Origin of the sequence: Terribacillus sp. 7520-G, from assembly GCF_002271665.1 — a bacterium.
Classification (GTDB): Bacteria; Bacillota; Bacilli; order Bacillales; family Amphibacillaceae; genus Terribacillus.
Map to the genome: position 1 here is coordinate 26840 of NZ_NQFP01000034.1, position 15939 is coordinate 42778.

Annotated in this window: 16 protein-coding genes; 4 read left to right on the top strand and 12 right to left on the bottom strand. The window is 45.5% G+C overall.

Annotated features, from left to right (window positions below):
- Positions 1–11 precede the first annotated feature (11 nt).
- A complete protein-coding gene (prpE, locus tag CHH53_RS12125) occupies positions 12–749 on the top strand; it encodes a bis(5'-nucleosyl)-tetraphosphatase PrpE (protein ID WP_095216399.1) in 738 nt (245 codons plus the stop codon).
- Here the strand turns inward: prpE and CHH53_RS12130 are convergent.
- Genes CHH53_RS12130 through yjbM form a run of 3 tightly spaced genes read right to left on the bottom strand, consistent with a single transcriptional unit; the run spans position 738 to position 3048 of the window.
- Positions 738–1601: an RluA family pseudouridine synthase gene (locus tag CHH53_RS12130; protein WP_095216400.1), complete on the bottom strand. Its 864-nt coding sequence runs from the start codon at positions 1599–1601 to the stop codon at positions 738–740. The genes prpE and CHH53_RS12130 overlap by 12 nt on opposite strands.
- A gap of 5 nt (positions 1602–1606) precedes the next feature.
- On the bottom strand, positions 1607–2404 hold the full coding sequence (locus CHH53_RS12135) for an NAD kinase (RefSeq protein ID WP_095216401.1): 798 nt from the start codon (positions 2402–2404) through the stop codon (positions 1607–1609).
- A gap of 14 nt (positions 2405–2418) precedes the next feature.
- Positions 2419–3048, bottom strand: a complete 630-nt coding sequence (gene yjbM / locus CHH53_RS12140; RefSeq protein ID WP_095216402.1) for a GTP diphosphokinase — start codon at positions 3046–3048, stop codon at positions 2419–2421.
- A 131-nt stretch (positions 3049–3179) separates the two neighbouring features.
- Here yjbM and CHH53_RS12145 point away from each other — a divergent pair, with 131 nt between their 5' ends.
- The 3 genes from CHH53_RS12145 (at position 3180) to CHH53_RS12155 (ending at position 5134) form a co-directional block, all read left to right on the top strand.
- Positions 3180–3758 (top strand): CYTH domain-containing protein, encoded by a 579-nt coding sequence (locus CHH53_RS12145; RefSeq protein ID WP_095216403.1) that lies wholly within the window; start codon positions 3180–3182, stop codon positions 3756–3758.
- Positions 3759–3857: 99 nt separating this feature from the next.
- On the top strand, positions 3858–4259 hold the full coding sequence (locus CHH53_RS12150) for a globin domain-containing protein (RefSeq protein ID WP_198946046.1): 402 nt from the start codon (positions 3858–3860) through the stop codon (positions 4257–4259).
- Positions 4256–5134, top strand: coding sequence for a ClpXP adapter SpxH family protein (locus tag CHH53_RS12155; RefSeq protein ID WP_095216405.1), 879 nt, complete (start codon positions 4256–4258; stop codon positions 5132–5134). The genes CHH53_RS12150 and CHH53_RS12155 overlap by 4 nt, the downstream gene beginning before the upstream one ends.
- 810 nt (positions 5135–5944) lie before the next feature.
- Here the strand turns inward: CHH53_RS12155 and pepF are convergent.
- From pepF to opp3C, 9 genes are all read right to left on the bottom strand, one after another.
- Entirely contained in the window at positions 5945–7762 is a 1818-nt protein-coding gene (gene pepF / locus CHH53_RS12165; protein WP_095216407.1) for an oligoendopeptidase F, read from the bottom strand.
- A gap of 132 nt (positions 7763–7894) precedes the next feature.
- Positions 7895–9010 (bottom strand): competence protein CoiA, encoded by a 1116-nt coding sequence (locus tag CHH53_RS12170; RefSeq protein ID WP_158221555.1) that lies wholly within the window; start codon positions 9008–9010, stop codon positions 7895–7897.
- Between the two features lie 108 nt (positions 9011–9118).
- Positions 9119–9790, bottom strand: coding sequence for an adaptor protein MecA (gene mecA, locus CHH53_RS12175; protein WP_095216409.1), 672 nt, complete (start codon positions 9788–9790; stop codon positions 9119–9121).
- A gap of 277 nt (positions 9791–10067) precedes the next feature.
- The gene (gene spxA, locus CHH53_RS12180; RefSeq protein WP_093726917.1) at positions 10068–10463 is read right to left on the bottom strand and encodes a transcriptional regulator SpxA; all 396 of its coding nucleotides are present in this window, start codon (positions 10461–10463) and stop codon (positions 10068–10070) included.
- 226 nt (positions 10464–10689) lie between these two features.
- Positions 10690–11280: a GNAT family N-acetyltransferase gene (locus CHH53_RS12185; RefSeq protein WP_095216410.1), complete on the bottom strand. Its 591-nt coding sequence runs from the start codon at positions 11278–11280 to the stop codon at positions 10690–10692.
- Between the two features lie 95 nt (positions 11281–11375).
- Positions 11376–12575, bottom strand: a complete 1200-nt coding sequence (locus tag CHH53_RS12190; RefSeq protein ID WP_233135083.1) for a putative glycoside hydrolase — start codon at positions 12573–12575, stop codon at positions 11376–11378.
- Between the two features lie 181 nt (positions 12576–12756).
- Positions 12757–13701 (bottom strand): ABC transporter ATP-binding protein, encoded by a 945-nt coding sequence (locus CHH53_RS12195; RefSeq protein ID WP_095216411.1) that lies wholly within the window; start codon positions 13699–13701, stop codon positions 12757–12759.
- On the bottom strand, positions 13701–14753 hold the full coding sequence (locus CHH53_RS12200) for an ABC transporter ATP-binding protein (RefSeq protein ID WP_095216412.1): 1053 nt from the start codon (positions 14751–14753) through the stop codon (positions 13701–13703). Before CHH53_RS12200 ends, CHH53_RS12195 begins: the two co-directional genes overlap by 1 nt.
- Before the next feature lie 18 nt (positions 14754–14771).
- Positions 14772–15935, bottom strand: a complete 1164-nt coding sequence (gene opp3C / locus CHH53_RS12205) for an oligopeptide ABC transporter permease (RefSeq protein WP_095216413.1) — start codon at positions 15933–15935, stop codon at positions 14772–14774.
- Positions 15936–15939: the final 4 nt, after the last annotated feature.

Below are 15939 nucleotides of genomic sequence, written 5' to 3' on the forward strand. Positions count from 1 at the left end.
GAGTGATAGATATGAAGATCGATTTTATCGGGGATGTTCATGGCTGCAACCTTGAGCTGCACGAGCTTTTTGATGAATTAGGTTATGAGCTGGAGGATGGACTGCCTGTTCACCCTGAAAATCGGCAGCCATTTTTCATTGGTGACTTGACTGATCGCGGTCCCGATTCATTGGGCGTGATTGAACTCGTGTATCGGCTTGTTGAAGAAGGAATCGGCTATTATGTCCCAGGCAATCATTGTGATAAGCTTTACCGATATTTGGTCGGGAATAATGTCCAAGTAAAGCACGGCTTGGAAACTACGGTGGCAGAACTGCAGAACAGTCCGCCGAACAAACGGCGAAAGCTGTCCAATATGTTTATGCAGCTCTATAAAAAAGCTCCGCTTTACAAGCGGATTCCAGAACTTGGTGCTATTGCCGCGCATGCCGGAATCAAAGAGTCCTTGATCGGCAAAGAAGGGAAAAAAGTGAAAAGCTTTGTCCTTTATGGGGACACGACTGGGGAGATGGACGAGCTGGGCCGTCCGGTAAGATTGGATTGGGCCAAGCATTATCATGGGGATGACTGGGTCATCTATGGCCATACTCCTGTTTTGGATGCCCGCATCATCCATCATACGATCAATATCGATACAGGCTGTGTATTCGGGAACAAGCTGACTGCCTGCCGCTTCCCGGAACGCAGTCTGCACAGCGTTCCCTCGCAGCAGCCATTCGTCGAAGAGAAATTCCGCTCATTCGATTAGGAAATCCTCCGGAATCGGGGAATGGAAAGTCAGCAGACGTTTCGTAAATGGATGGACAAAACGCAGCTGCTGGGAATGCAAAGCCTGCCGGTTGATGACGTTTGTCTTTCCGCCGTATAGTGTATCCCCAGCCAATGGATGACCAATGTTTGCCATATGGACGCGGATTTGATGTGTCCTCCCTGTGGCAAGCTTTACTTCCACCAGTGTATGGCGGTTGAAGGAAGCCTGGCGACGGAAGTATGTGACTGCCGTTTGTCCATCCGCTCTTACTTCCCGCTCGATGATCGAGCCTTCCTTCCTGCCGATCGGCCGATTTATCGTTCCTGAAGATTCTGTCATGGTGCCTTCCACCAGCGCAGCATAGGACCGCTGGATTTCCCCTTGCTTCTGATCAGCAGCCAAGAGCGTATGGGCATAACGATGCTTGGCCACCAGCATCAGTCCCGATGTATCACGATCCAATCTTGTCAGGATATGAACTGTATACGGCAGACCTTGTTCCTTATAGTGCCACAGCAAGCCATTGGCAATCGTACCTGACGGCTGGTTCATCGATGGAATCACCGCAACACCAGGCAACTTATCCAATACGAGTACATGCTCATCTTCATAGACGATCGGCAAATCCAGCGGCTCTGCCTCCATATAGGAACCTGCTTTTTCCTCTGGCAGCTCCACTTCCAAGCTATCACCTGCCTTGCCGACATGCCAAAGAGGCGCCGTCTGCTGGTTGAGCGTCACCAGCTTGGGCTCCTCCTTCAATGTTTTGAATAATCTTCTTGAAACTCCTTGGGACTTCAGGAAATCCTTGATGACGATCTCCTCAGCCAAGGTCCAGCTTAATTTCATATTGTCTACCTCTTATCTGCAATGAATGAGTCATGCACCCGTTTCCAGAATGGAAATGGCCGGAAGCGGGCAAAACGGACACGCTGCTTCGCGACCGAGCAGGTGATCGATTCGATATCCGAATGATTTTCGGTCATATGATCGATGGCAATCAGGAAACTTTTATCCAATGTCGGCCGGAGCGTACAAGGATGATGGCTCGGCAAAATAAGCGGGGAACCGATCGTCCGGAACACACGGTTATTGATGGAAGCAAGCTCCGTCACTTGGATCGATGCCAAGGAAGGATGGATGATGGCTCCATTAAGCGCTTTATTATAGGCTGTACTTCCGGAAGGCGTCGAAATGACGAGTCCATCTCCCCGGAATGTTTCAAAATGCTCGCCTTTGATCGATACATCAAGGACAACCGAACCATCTGGTGTCTTGACGGAACATTCATTCAATGCCAGATGCTCGTCCACTCTCCCATCCTTGTGGGTGATGGAAATGTCGAGCAGCGGATATTCCACGATGTGGTATGGTTTGTTGGCAATCTGCAGCAGCAGCTTTTCCAATTCTTCCGGTACCCAATCGGCATAGAACCCCAAATGACCGGTATGGATCCCGATGAATGCCGTGCTGTCCAGCCGATGGACATATGTATGGAAATTCTCAAGGAAAGTGCCGTCTCCACCGACGGATATCGCAAGATCAGGCTCCTTCTCATCGTACTCGAAATTGAAATGAGCCAAATGTTCGACAATCGTTTCTTTGATGCGGTCCGACTTCTCATCTCCCCGTGACAGAACCGTATATTTCATCCCTGCTAACACCCCTATTTATGCTTTTTGATTTGCTGCTGATCATGATAAATCCGCTGTGCTTCCTGCACTTCATCCCGGATTTTGGACATTTCCTCATCCAGCCGGAATGCAGCTTCAGCGGCTCTTTTCAATCTTGTCTTCAATTCAGATGGTATCTGGCCATCGTATTTATAATTGAGGGAATGCTCATTTGTAGCCCAGAAGTTCATTGCAAGTGTACGGATTTGAATTTCGGCAAGTACTTTCTTTTCTCCATGGATCGTTTCAACCGGATATTCGATGATCATATGATAGGAACGGTATCCGCTTTCCTTCGTTTCCACGATATAGTCGATTTCATTGACGATTTTGAAATCATTGCGTGCTTTTAGCATGCCCACAACCGTGTAGATGTCATCAACGAACTGTGTCACGATCCGCAGCCCTGCAATATCCTGTATTTCCTGATGCAGTGCATCGACTGTGACCTGCTTATTCGCTGCTTTTTGGAGAATACTTCGTATCGGTTTCACCCGTCCGGTGATGAACTCAATGGGAGAATGACGTGATTCATTTTCGAATTGAGCACGCATCCCCTTCAGCTTCACTTTCAGTTCTTCTACTACCTGTACATATGGTGCTAAAAATACTTCCCAATTCATGCTCTACATAGCCCCTTTTCTTACCAGCAGCGTCTAGTTGTTCCAGATGCATTCTATCTGCTTTCAGTGTATCATAAAAGCAGCTTGGCATTACAATCGAAAACACAGATGTTCGCGCAGGGGGTATCAGTATGCCGCAAGAAATCGAAATCGAATTCAAGAATCTGCTCACGGAAGCGGAATTCAAGAAACTATATCATGCATTGGAAATGGAAAGCGCACCTGTCATCCAGCAGGTCAACCATTATTTCGAAACAAAGGACTTTCAGTTGAAACAACAAGGATCCGCCTTGCGGATAAGGGAAAAAAACGGGAGATTTCAATCCACGCTGAAACAGCCGCAAGGAGATGGGCTGCTGGAAACGCATGATGATTTGACGGAGGAGCAAGCCAAAGCATGGCTGCAAGGGCAAATCACGCTTGGCCCTGATATCAGCAAGCAGCTCAAGGAAATGGACATATCCGCTGCTGAATTGAATTATGGCGGCTCCCTGGAGACTATCCGGCGGGAGAAATCATATAATGATACCACGATTGTCCTTGATAAAAGCATCTATGGTGACACCGTCGATTACGAATTGGAGCTGGAAGCCAGCAGCTATAAGCATGGGGAGAATGTGTTCCAAACTCTTCTTGACGCTCACGGCATAGGGAAGCGAAAGACGCCGAACAAGATCCAGCGCTTCTATGACAGCCTCCAAAACAGATAAGTTGCCCAATCCAATGGCAGCCTGCTAAAATGAATTACAGTCAACCCCATATAGGGCAGATGTTATGTTGATTGCTCTTTGCATTAGAAAGGAAGAATCATGAATCAAGCTGAAACATTATATGATGGTATTGGCGGACAGGCAGCATTGGAACGCCTGGTGGATGCCTTCTACCGACGAGTGGCAGTGGATCCGGATTTAAAGCCGATTTTCCCGGAAGATTTGACGGAGACCCGCCGCAAACAACAGCAGTTCCTGACACAATTCTTAGGCGGGCCGCCGCTCTATACAGAAGAGCATGGTCATCCGAAGCTAAGATATCGGCACCTCCCTTTCAAAATCACACCTACGCGTAAGGATGCATGGCTTTCCTGCATGGCAGCTGCCCTCGCGGAAACTGACATAGAGGAACCTTATAAAAGCATAATCTTTGAACGACTTGCGCTTACCGCACATCATATGATGAACACACCAGACGAAGAGAAAGGAGAATCGATATGAGCTGGGAATCTTCCAATTCAAAACAGCAAAGGCTTGAGGATGACTGTGGCGGATTTTGCGGGCTGTTTCCTTCCTCAAAGAAACCCGTGGAGATTTACGTTTTTATCGATCCGCTTTGCGAAGATTGCTGGTCACTCGAGCCTTTTCTCAAGAAACTAACAATGGAATATGGACAATACTTCACTTTGCGTACCATATTGACCGGCGATTATCAGCCGCTTGTACGCGAACGGAATGAATGCACGTACCCGAAGGCTGTCCTGCAGCCCGATAATATTTTATGGAATAATGCCGTTTCCTTCCCGTGGCGGACTTCACTTGCAATAAAAGCAGCAGAGCTGCAGGGAAGAAAAGCCGGCACCCGCTTCCTGCGGACGATCCAGGAAGCATTGTTCCTGAACAAGCAAGATATCACAGCGGATGAGATCCTGATCGAATGCGCTAAAATCGCTGAACTTGATTTGGAGGAGTTTCGCGAGGATATGTACTCCCCATCAGCGAAGAAAGCATTCCAATGCGATGTGAAGCTGGCGAAGGAATTGGAAATCGAAGAATCCCCCTCCATCGTATTCTTCAATGAATCCGAGGAAGATTCCGGTATCAAGATTTCCGGTTTGTATAGTTACGACGTGTATGTCACCGTCCTGCACCAGATGCTGCAAAGAGACCCGCAGCCGGCAGAGAAGCCCCCTGTGGAGGAATTCCTCTCCAGCTATAAATTTGTCGGCAGCAGGGAGATTTCATTGATCTATGACTGGACGAATGCCCAGACAGAAAAGGAAATGAAAAAGCTGCAATTGAAACAAATGGTCGAACGAATCCCCATCCAACATGATACTTTCTGGAAATATAATATTACTTCAAAAGCTGAATAACGTTTTGCTGCACTCATTCCTGACAGCCGTACACTCGTGCGGCTGTTTTTCGATGGCTGGAAATGGTCGAAGATCAGCATGCATCGGAAAGCTTCGACTTAAAGTTTCCGGTCAACTGGCACTTCCGGCATCGTTTCATGGTATTCCATCAATTCAAGCTGAAAACCACCTCCCAGAACACACTTTAGAGCGCCTGTGAGGCAGTGGATGACCGGAAGCTGCCTCCTTATAATGGCGGGAGAAAAGCATCCCACGGGTACCTGAATGGCCATCCATGGTATGTACGCAGACAAGGCTTGTCCAACATCAGCATCCCTCCCCCCTCCAATGAAACAGCAGCGTCACAATTCCAGTCCCTGATACAGGAGCCAATACAAAAAGGCCTGCCTAATGGCAGACCTTTTTGCATGTATAACTTCTACTGAGGGGATGGGAGAACAATAATCCAAACAAAGGGGACTTGTTTGTGATGTTTCTCACAAATATAATGTACCAAATATACGATGGAATAGCAACTATTATGTGCATATTTTCACAAAAAAGTCACAAGCTCGTTTAGTCTAGTCTTTCATATGGCTGCATAAAGTGTTGGTAGTCGGAGGTGTTGTTATCATGAGAGGAATCGGCATCCTATTGATCGCCTGTGTCATTTTTGCTTTATGTTTCAATATTCTCGGCCTGCTTCATCTCGTATCCATGCTCATCACTTTGCCTGTATTATTTTTATCGCTGCTTGCCGCTTGCTATTTCTTTACCCGAAAAAGAACATACAAAGGCATAAAAAAACCGACGCGATAGCGTCGGTTCCTCTTATTTCTGCAAAAGTTTCTCCATTTCATCCAATTTGGCTTCGAATACATCGAGTGCAGACAGGATCGTCTGTTTATCCGTCATATCCACTCCTGCAGATTTCAATACTTCGATTGGGTAATCACTGCTTCCAGCTTTCAGGAATCCGATATATTTCTCGACTGCAGGCTGCCCCTCCTCCAGGATCTTAGCGGATAAGGCAGTTGCAGCTGCATAGCCAGTTGCATATTGATATACATAATAATTGTAATAGAAATGAGGGATACGCGCCCATTCCATACCGATTTCTTCGTCGATTGTCAAACCATCGCCGAAGTATTTCTTATTCAGATCATAATACATGGATGTCAGCTTCTCTGCAGTGAGCACTTCCCCATCCTGCTGGTGCTTATGGATCATATGCTCGAATTCCGCAAACATCGTCTGACGGAAGACAGTACCGCGGAATCCTTCCAGGAAGTGATTCAGCAAATACAGCTTCTCTTGCTCATCGTCCGCATTATTGATCATGTATTCATTCAGCAAAGCCTCATTGCAAGTGGATGCAACCTCGGCAACGAATATGGAGTAATTGCCGTAGCGATAAGGCTGATTGTTCCGCGTGTAATAACTATGCACCGAATGACCGAATTCATGTGCCAATGTGAAAAGGTTGTTCACATTATCCTGCCAGTTCATCAGGATATATGGATTCGTGCCATATGCTCCGGAGCTGTACGCACCGCTGCGTTTGCCTTTATTCTCTTCCACGTCGACCCAGCGGTTTTCAAAGCCTTCCTTCAGGATGGACTGATAATCTTCTCCCAAAGGCTCCAGTCCTTTAAGCACAAGCTCCTTCGCCTCTTCATAGGATACTTTCATATCCACGTCCTTGACAAGAGGTGTATAGAGATCGTACATATGCAAATCATCAAGCCCGAGGACTTTCTTGCGCAGTGCCACATAGCGATGCAATAATGGCAGACGCTCATTCACCGCTTCCACAAGGTTATCGTATACCTGCTCCGGGATATTATTATTATCCAGCGCCGACTGCCGAGCTGACTCGTAGTTTCTTACTTTTGCATAGAAGTTATTCTTCTTCACCGTACCGGATAGGGTGGAAGCGAATGTATTCCGGAACTGACTGAAGGTATCATACATGGACTTGAATGCATCCCTGCGGACGCGCTGATCCTGAGATTCCAGGAATGTCACGTAGCGCCCATGCGTAACATCCACTTCTTCTCCTTCTTCATTCTTGATGCTCGGGAAGGTCAAATCCGCGTTATTGAGCATTCCGAATGTGGCGGAGCCATTATCGGTCACTTCGGATGCCTGTGCGAGCAAGGTCTCTTCCTTTTCAGACAGCACATGAGCCCGCTGACGGCTGATTTCATTCAACGTATGCTCGTACAACTTGAGATCATCATTTCCTGCCAGGAATTCCTGTATGCGATCCTCCTCGATTGCAAGCAATTCCGGAACGATATAGCTCATCTTACTGGAAATCTGTGTGATCAATAGTTCCGCTTTTGATTGCAATGCTTGATAATGCCCATTCGTCGTATCCTGGTCATAGCGCATATGCGCATATGTATAAAGCTTGCCGATGCGTTCGGATAGCTCATCCTGCAGCTTGAACATTTCGTACAAGGTTTCTGCAGACTCACCAAGCTTGCCCTGGAACGCCGAGATTTTGTCTCCATCCTCGGCCAGCGCCTTGCGCTCTTCCTCCCATAGTTCGTCAGTCGCGAATATATCCTCCAGGTTCCAGGTTCTTTCTACTGGTACCTCGCTTCTTTTCGGTAAAGACTTAGCTGATTTTGACACGAACATCCTCCTCCATTGCTGCTTGCCTTTTTCTGTTCCAAAGACTATTTCGTATAGTTGTAGGGAAAATCCTTCAATTATAAGCATTTTCTCTCTTATATTATATATAAAAGCGGCAGATTCATGCGAAGAAAACGATTATGTCATTCCTGAAAATGGAGAATGCCTTTTCTTTACGTAAGCATCCGTTCCCAATCGTTCGAACCATCCATGCTGGCACAGACGGTCCATATAGGATTCAACCGGATGCAGATCTGCAAAAATCGCAAACGGCTTATTCAGGGCTTCCCACCTTCTGCTGACATATTTCAGCTGCTCAAGCGTGACGCTTTTCATGATAGGCAAGGGATCCAATTGCTTCAGCCATAGGTCGGTCTGCCATACATACGGTGGCACGGACATATGGTATTGGGATTCGACGGGATGTAATAGATGCAAAGGCATGGATTGAAGCGATACACCACGTTCATATAATTGCAGGACCCATCGCTTCAGATGGGCAGAAGCGTACGTCAGCGGCCTTGCTGCCATTTTCGCTTGAAAGTCGGTCCATGCTTGATCAATTTGGCGGACGTTTTTCGGAAGGGCTTGAAAAAGCTGAGGGAAATGGATTTGCTGCAGAGGACGAAAATAAAACTGACCGACAGTCCGTTTCTTTCCCGTCAAAAGGATATGCTGGACATTGCAAAAAGCTTCACTATCCGAACAATAGTACAAAAGCTGTAAAGGCATATCCCGCTTGTATTGCATGAGGAAGCGCTGATCTCTTTTCGAAAGATCGAGCATATACGTGGATGTACGCTTCATCCGATTACCGCCGAGTATCCATATCGGCAGGATTCCATTACATCCATATGCTTCATTCCGTCTGTACAACTCTTCATCCGATAGGGATGCACATTGATATTCGATTGCCAAAAGCCTTCCTCCGGGAGTATGAAGCAGCAAATCAGGCCGTCTTTCCGACTTCCCGATACGTTCCTCCACTTTCACAGTATAGCCTTGCCTCTTCAACCAGCGGAAAAGCTGCAGCTTGCCGCGCATATGATATAGGCTTTCCCCGGTTCTGGTTAATTCGCAATCTTGAATCTGCTCATGGGCAAAATGAGGAATCACTTTCCTGCCTGCACGAATGATGACGGCCTTTTTACAGGCAGGACAGAAGAAGCGGCACTTCCTTAATTCATGGATCCGCTCTGTCCGATATGCAGCCAGCAGCACCAGCCGCCCATCCTCCAATTCCGCCTGCAGCATATGCTTCACCTCCTTGAGGACAGTATATCCCATCAAACAGGCAATACGGAAAAACAGTTATAAAAACGCATTTTTGGGCAAAAAAATAGACATTCCGTAAGTGAATGTCTATCTACGAGGGAAGTATTTCTTCACGTTTGTAAGTGCGTCATTGGCGAAGATCACCTTGCCATACTCTTCCAATCGGTAAATTGTAGTTTGGGAATCATATCCAAACTCCAGGATTTGACTCAAGACGTCCTCCTGCTCATCATCTCCAAGTACTGTGTCATCAAATTCCACATAAAGCATATATTTATCTTTGTAGTGGAATAATTTGTTCTCGATGCCGTATGTATCCTCGAAGTAATGGCTGAGCTGGATCACATCTTCGAAATCCCTGAATTGAATGATGAAGGATAGCTCTCCTGCATCCTCTTCTTCCCCATCCTCTTGATGGGAGCCGAATTTCTCTTCAAGAACAGAATCGACTTTCTCTTCCACCGATGATTGAATGGCTTTATCGTCCACATTCAGCTCCAGGCTTTCGCCATCCTTTGAAAGCTGGGCCTTTGTGACGACGATTTCCAACCCTTTATCCATAGCCTGCACTTGAATCCAAAGCGGACCATCGACACTGAAGTCTTCTTTATAATTGACTTCATCCATCATCTGCCAGAACAATTGCTCACTTCTTTCGCGGTTATACCAAATATCCTCTTTATCAAAGCCGCGATCTTCAATATCCAGATAAGATATATAAAATTTGATTGTATTTTCATTAATTCTTTCTATTTCCATGGTTTTCTCTCCCTCCAGTAAAGTGGCAGGTGAAAACGCCCTCTTGCCTTTACACTTCCCGTATTCCCTTACCCTCAATCTAACTTTTTCTGTGTATGTTTCTATTTTATGATAAATCCTCCCGCATGGAAAACAGAAAGGCTTACATTTGCCGAAAAAAGGCGAATGACCCTTGGGATTCTGTCCATTGTAGCGCATTTCAGATAATTTGTCATCCGAATGGCACAAAGAAAAAGACGCGGATCCGAGTGGATCCGCGTCCTTTATCTGTGAAAGGTCAGTTGACCATGCGCTGTGCTTCACGCAGTTGGAATGTACGCACAGTTCTTGGCAAGAAGCGGCGAATTTCGTCTTCATTATAACCGACCTGCAAACGTTTCTCATCAAGGATGATCGGACGTCGCAGCAAGCCAGGGTTTTCTTGAATCAAGCTATATAACTTCTTCAATGGTAATTGATCTAAGTTCATATTTAGGCTTTGGAAAACCTTTGAGCGTGTAGAGATGATCTCGTCGGTACCATCTTCTGTCATACGCAGGATTTCCTTGATTTCTTCAAGTGATAATGTCTCGGAGAAGATGTTCCTCTCTGTGAACGGAATATCGTGCTCTTCTAACCAAGCTTTAGCTTTGCGGCAAGATGTACAACTTGGTGAGGTATAAAGTGTTACCATTTAACTTCACTCCTCAATACAGAATATGTTTCTATTTCATTGCCCATGGAAAGATTTTATTTAAAATAATTTTAATTTAATCTCTCTATGTACAAGTATACTACAGCGGTCAAGTTATTGAAAGACTTCCTGAAATATACCACAGTTTTTACACAAATATACGTTTGTATCGTTATTATGGTTCCTGTTTACCCTTCCCTCAAGGTTTAAAACCCATTTTGATAAATTATTTCTGTTTTTCTTTCAATGCATCAAAAATGCTATCCTTTGCAGCATCCTTTGAGAATGTCAATGCTTCATCCGAAGGCTGATAAGCTTCCCCATATAGCTGCTTGTCTTTGTATGTGTGAATCTGTTCGTACATATCCCGCATAGCATCGAATATCTCTTCTTCTGTTTCTTGATTTGGCGCCCAATAAAGGATTTCCATTGGATTTTCCTTATCTGTCGCCAAGGAACGGCGATTGTATCCAATCGTCTGAGCATGCTGAAACCCCAGTCTTTCATAAAAGCGAAGCCGCTTCTTGGAATCGGAATCCTCATACTGGAGGGGTTCGACTTCCAGGAGAATCGGCTTTCCCTTTTTCTTCAGCTTTTCGATCAGCTTACCGCCGATTCCTTGTCCGCGGGTCTTGGCAGCAACATATAGATAATCGATAAACAGGAAATGGTCGAATTCGGCATACATCAGGACATGGTCCTCACTCTCATCCTTGAAATATACATCGGCTTTTTCCTTCAGCAGCAATTCCATATGCTCCCTCGACTTCATCTCCTCTACCGGAAAGTACTTGCTAAGCTTCTCATACCAATTCATAAAGCAGCTCCTTTTATAATTCGTCATAGCTTAGTTATACCCGCAGAGACCCGCAATAAACAAAACAGCCCCTACCGGGAGGCTGCTGCTTTGTATCAAGGTGTATAATCCACATCTTCCGTATAGCTGTTCGCTGCATTCCAAATGAGAAATTCGTCGATACCATTCTCATTTAGAGCTTGGATCTGCTCTTCCACTTCCTGCTTGCCGTACTGTTTGGAAGATACCCATGGTGCTTCGAAATCCTGGATCCATGGCCTGGATTTCGGTTTATTCTCCAGCTTGCCAAGTACTTCATTTTCTACCTTTGCGTATTCCGCTGTGAGCTCATACGGATGGTCATTCGGGACGTCCAAGCCAAAATAAGAGGTCCAGTGACTCGGATAGATCATCGAGGAAATCACGTCGACGTTTGAAGAAATCTTGGAGAAATTCTGTCCGATACCGGGCGCTTCCTCAAGTGTGGCTGCATAACCAAAGATATCGACCGATGTCTGGACATCATAATTTGCCAATTCCCCTTTGGCATATGCAACAAAATCCGTCACCGCGTTCACCCGCTTTTGTACGTCATCCGTATTCTCATCTTTATAATCCCCGAGATCGTATTGGAGTTCATCATCTTTCGTTTCAAAGCCTTCCGGGAAGCGCACATAGTCAAACTGGATCTCCTGGAACCCCATCATGGCTGCTTCCTTCGCCAATTCTACATTGTATTCCCATACTTCATGCTGGAACGGGCTTACGAAAGCTTCTCCCCGCCCATTTTTCCAGACACTGCCGTCCTGATTGGTAAAGGAAAGTTCCGGTTTTTTCTCGGCTAATAATGTATCTTTGAATACAACGATTCGTGCAATCGGATAAATTTTATGCTTTTCCAATTCCTTCAGCATCTTTTGCGGATCATCGATATAGTTTTTGGCTATATCATAATATGGCGATTTTTCATCCGGTGTATATGTAATGTTTCCATGATCGTCCTTTATATCGATGACCATGGTGTTGAGATCCGTATCGTCCACCAGCTTCACCAAGCTATCGAACTTTGCCCCTCCTGCACTGGGTCCGGTTACGTAAATTCCTCTGACTGCGTCAGGGTAATCGAAGGACAGATCCGATGAATATGTAAATCGTTTCATGACTTGCGGCACCTCATATGTCTGGACTGTGGAGGCTCGTGCGGTCAGCTGCTTTCCTTCCAGCTGTTCCCCTTCATTTGCAGCGAGTGCGGACGTCGGCAGCAAAGCAGCAGCAGAAAAAGCGGCAGTCAGCATCGTCTTCTTGAATTTTCCCATTCTATCAATCTCCTATTTGGTATTAGCTTCATTATAAGGGAGATATTTGGCAGATGAAACCGGTTAAAGACGAAATAACCAATTTATTGTCAGATCATTCCCCCTTCTTCTTCTTTATTTAACCTGATCCTGACACCAGCAAACCGAAAAGAACCGCAAGCCATAAGCTTGCGGTTCTGAATCACTTCGTAATTGGATTTTGCTGTTCTTTCTTATACGCTTCGAATTCCTTTGATGTGCAGAGCACCCAATGTTTCGGGCTGATTTCACGGAATTCCGGCTCTTCGCTCGTATCATGCTGGCTTGGATCATAGACGATACGTTTGCGGTTGCGCTCATATATCGGATCCGGAAGCGGTATGGCAGAGAGAAGGGAACGCGTATACGGATGCACTGGATTTTTGTACAGTTCATCGGCATCGGCCAATTCGACCAGCTTACCGAAATACATAACGCCAATCCGGTCACTGATGTATTTTACCATGGAAAGGTCATGAGCAATGAACAGGTAAGTAAGTCCTTTTTCCTTCTGAAGCTGCTTCATCAAGTTGACTACCTGTGCCTGGATGGATACATCCAGTGCGGAAATCGGTTCATCGGCAATGATGAATTCGGGATCTACAGCAAGGGCCCGAGCGATTCCGAGACGCTGACGCTGACCGCCGGAGAATTCATGCGGGTAGCGGTTGGCATGCTCTTTGTTCAAGCCGACTGTTTCCAGCAGTTCATATACTTTCGCTCTCCGTTCTTCTGCATTCTTCGCCAAGCCGTGGATATCGATTCCTTCAGCAATGATATCCATGACGGTCATACGTGGGTTCAGGGAAGAATACGGATCCTGGAAGATCATCTGCATTTGGCGGTTGAATTTCTTCAATTCCGCTTTATTCTTCTTCCCTTGCACGTTTTCACCTTTGAAAAGAACTTCGCCATCTGTGGAGTTGTACAGACGGATGATGGAGCGGCCAGTTGTGGATTTGCCGCAGCCTGACTCGCCGACAAGTCCGAATGTTTCCCCTTTATAAATATCAAACGTCAATCCATCCACTGCTTTGACGACGTTATTTCGTCCAAGTTTGAAATGCTGCTTCAGATTCTTGATTTCAACTAATTTTTCCTGACTCATTATCGCGTCGCCTCCTCAGAATGGTCCATAGACTCGATCCGCTTCTTCACTGACTCAGGAGGGTCGATCTTCGGTGCATCTTCATGCAGCAGCCATGTAGCAGCATAATGCGTATCAGATACTTTGAACATCGGCGGCTCCTCGACGAAGTCGATCTCAAGCGCGAATTTATTACGCGCCGCAAACGCATCCCCTTTTGGCGGTGCAATCAAATCAGGTGGTGTACCGGGAATAGCAAACAATTCCTCCTCGTCACTTTCCAGTGTCGGCATGGAACCGAGCAGCCCCCATGTATACGGATGTTTCGGATTATAGAATACTTCATCGACTGTTCCGATTTCCACGATCTTACCAGCATACATTACCGCCACCCGGTCTGCCACGTTGGCCACAACACCAAGGTCATGGGTAATGAAGATAATGGAAGTTTCCACTTTCTTTTGAATGTCTTTCATCAGCTCCAAAATCTGAGCCTGAATCGTAACATCCAGGGCGGTAGTCGGTTCGTCGGCAATCAAGATACGAGGATTACAAGCAAGCGCCATCGCAATCACGACACGCTGCCGCATACCGCCTGAGAACTGATGCGGGTATTGCTTCATACGAGCTTCCGGATTCGGAATCTGCACCAAGTTCATCAGCTCAATTGCTTTTTTCTTTGCCTCTTCCTTGCCCAGTTTTTGATGCTTAAGCAAGCCTTCCATGATTTGTTTACCGACTTTCATCGTTGGATTAAGAGAAGTCATTGGATCCTGGAAGATCATCGCAAGCTCTTTACCGCGGATTGCCTGCATACTTTTATCTTTCAATTTCGTAATATCTTTATCCTCAAACAAGATGGAACCTTCTTTAACAAAGCCGTGCGGTTTCGGAAGCAGCCCCATCAATGCTTTTGTCGTAACGGATTTCCCGGAGCCTGACTCCCCTACGATCGCAAGTGTCTCCCCTTTTTTCAGATCAAAGGAAACGCCCCTTACTGCTTGTACTTCACCGCTATGGGTTTTAAATGAAACTTTGAGATTATCAACCTCAAGAATATTATCTTTTTTCAAGGTAGTCGCCTCCTTTATTTATTTCCTCATCTTAGGATCGAATGCATCACGTAGTCCATCACCAAGGATATTGAATACAATCATTATGATGGAGATTAGCACTGCCGGAAATACTAGCATAGAAGGTGTAGTTTGCAATGTTTTGAAACCATCATTGATTAACGTACCGAGCGATGCTGCCGGCGAAGGCAATCCAAGACCGATAAAGCTTAGGAATGCTTCAAAGAAAATTGCAGACGGAATGGAGAACATTGTGTTAACAATGATGAGACCCATAACGTTTGGTATTAAATGCCTTCCGATGATTTTTCTGTTTGGAGCACCCAAAGTACGAGAAGCTAATACAAACTCATGGCCTTTGAGCTTTAATACTTCTCCTCGCACAATTCTAGCCATACTCGTCCATCCAGTTATAGTCAATGCTATTATAATCGCCCAGATGCCCGGATCAAGTACTAAAATCATTAAAATAACCACTACTAAGTTAGGAATCCCAATGATAACTTCCAAGAATCGCATCATGTAGTTATCTACTCTTCCACCATAGTACGCAGCTATACCGCCATATGCTACACCGATAACCAGATCAATTAAGGCTGCGGCTACAGCAATCAGCAAGGAAACCCTTGTACCATCCCAGACACGTGTCCAGATATCCCTACCTAACCTATCCGTACCGAAATAGAAATATTCATCTTCCAATCCTTTTGCTGCATATTTATCATATGTTGCTTTAACTTCAGCGGAATTCGGACTACCATCGCCTTCATTGATAACTTCGAAGGTAATGAACTCCTTTTGTTCTTCCGATTGAGTCTTAAACTGTGTATTTGCCTTCATTTCAGCAGTCTGAACATTATTACCATAAAACTTTTTTGTTTCTTTTCCATCAAAGCCCAAAAATGAAATATTTTCAAGGCCCGGGATTCTTGGAGCCATCAAAGAACGGTTCAAATCTTGTTCTTTATAGGTGTAATCACTTAAAACAGGAGCAAATATACTCATTAATACGATTACAAGCAAGATGAAAAAAGAAATCATGAAGAACACATTTTTTCTTAAGCTTCTCATCGCATCTTGCAAAAGTGTACTACTTTTACGAGCAATAATGTCACTTTGCTCTTGCGTACGGTCTGCCGGACGGAAGAGGTTTTTATCGATTTGTCGTTTTTGATTTTCCATGGTC

What these genes read in the sequence shown, in the direction of transcription:
- prpE (WP_095216399.1), top strand. Translation starts at nt 12, where the DNA reads ATGAAGATCGATTTTATCGGGGATGTTCATGGCTGCAACCTTGAGCTG.
- CHH53_RS12130 (WP_095216400.1), bottom strand. Translation starts at nt 1,601, where the DNA reads ATGAAATTAAGCTGGACCTTGGCTGAGGAGATCGTCATCAAGGATTTC.
- CHH53_RS12135 (WP_095216401.1), bottom strand. Translation starts at nt 2,404, where the DNA reads ATGAAATATACGGTTCTGTCACGGGGAGATGAGAAGTCGGACCGCATC.
- yjbM (WP_095216402.1), bottom strand. Translation starts at nt 3,048, where the DNA reads ATGAATTGGGAAGTATTTTTAGCACCATATGTACAGGTAGTAGAAGAA.
- CHH53_RS12145 (WP_095216403.1), top strand. Translation starts at nt 3,180, where the DNA reads ATGCCGCAAGAAATCGAAATCGAATTCAAGAATCTGCTCACGGAAGCG.
- CHH53_RS12150 (WP_198946046.1), top strand. Translation starts at nt 3,858, where the DNA reads ATGAATCAAGCTGAAACATTATATGATGGTATTGGCGGACAGGCAGCA.
- CHH53_RS12155 (WP_095216405.1), top strand. Translation starts at nt 4,256, where the DNA reads ATGAGCTGGGAATCTTCCAATTCAAAACAGCAAAGGCTTGAGGATGAC.
- pepF (WP_095216407.1), bottom strand. Translation starts at nt 7,762, where the DNA reads ATGTTCGTGTCAAAATCAGCTAAGTCTTTACCGAAAAGAAGCGAGGTA.
- CHH53_RS12170 (WP_158221555.1), bottom strand. Translation starts at nt 9,010, where the DNA reads ATGCTGCAGGCGGAATTGGAGGATGGGCGGCTGGTGCTGCTGGCTGCA.
- mecA (WP_095216409.1), bottom strand. Translation starts at nt 9,790, where the DNA reads ATGGAAATAGAAAGAATTAATGAAAATACAATCAAATTTTATATATCT.
- spxA (WP_093726917.1), bottom strand. Translation starts at nt 10,463, where the DNA reads ATGGTAACACTTTATACCTCACCAAGTTGTACATCTTGCCGCAAAGCT.
- CHH53_RS12185 (WP_095216410.1), bottom strand. Translation starts at nt 11,280, where the DNA reads ATGAATTGGTATGAGAAGCTTAGCAAGTACTTTCCGGTAGAGGAGATG.
- CHH53_RS12190 (WP_233135083.1), bottom strand. Translation starts at nt 12,575, where the DNA reads ATGGGAAAATTCAAGAAGACGATGCTGACTGCCGCTTTTTCTGCTGCT.
- CHH53_RS12195 (WP_095216411.1), bottom strand. Translation starts at nt 13,701, where the DNA reads ATGAGTCAGGAAAAATTAGTTGAAATCAAGAATCTGAAGCAGCATTTC.
- opp3C (WP_095216413.1), bottom strand. Translation starts at nt 15,935, where the DNA reads ATGGAAAATCAAAAACGACAAATCGATAAAAACCTCTTCCGTCCGGCA.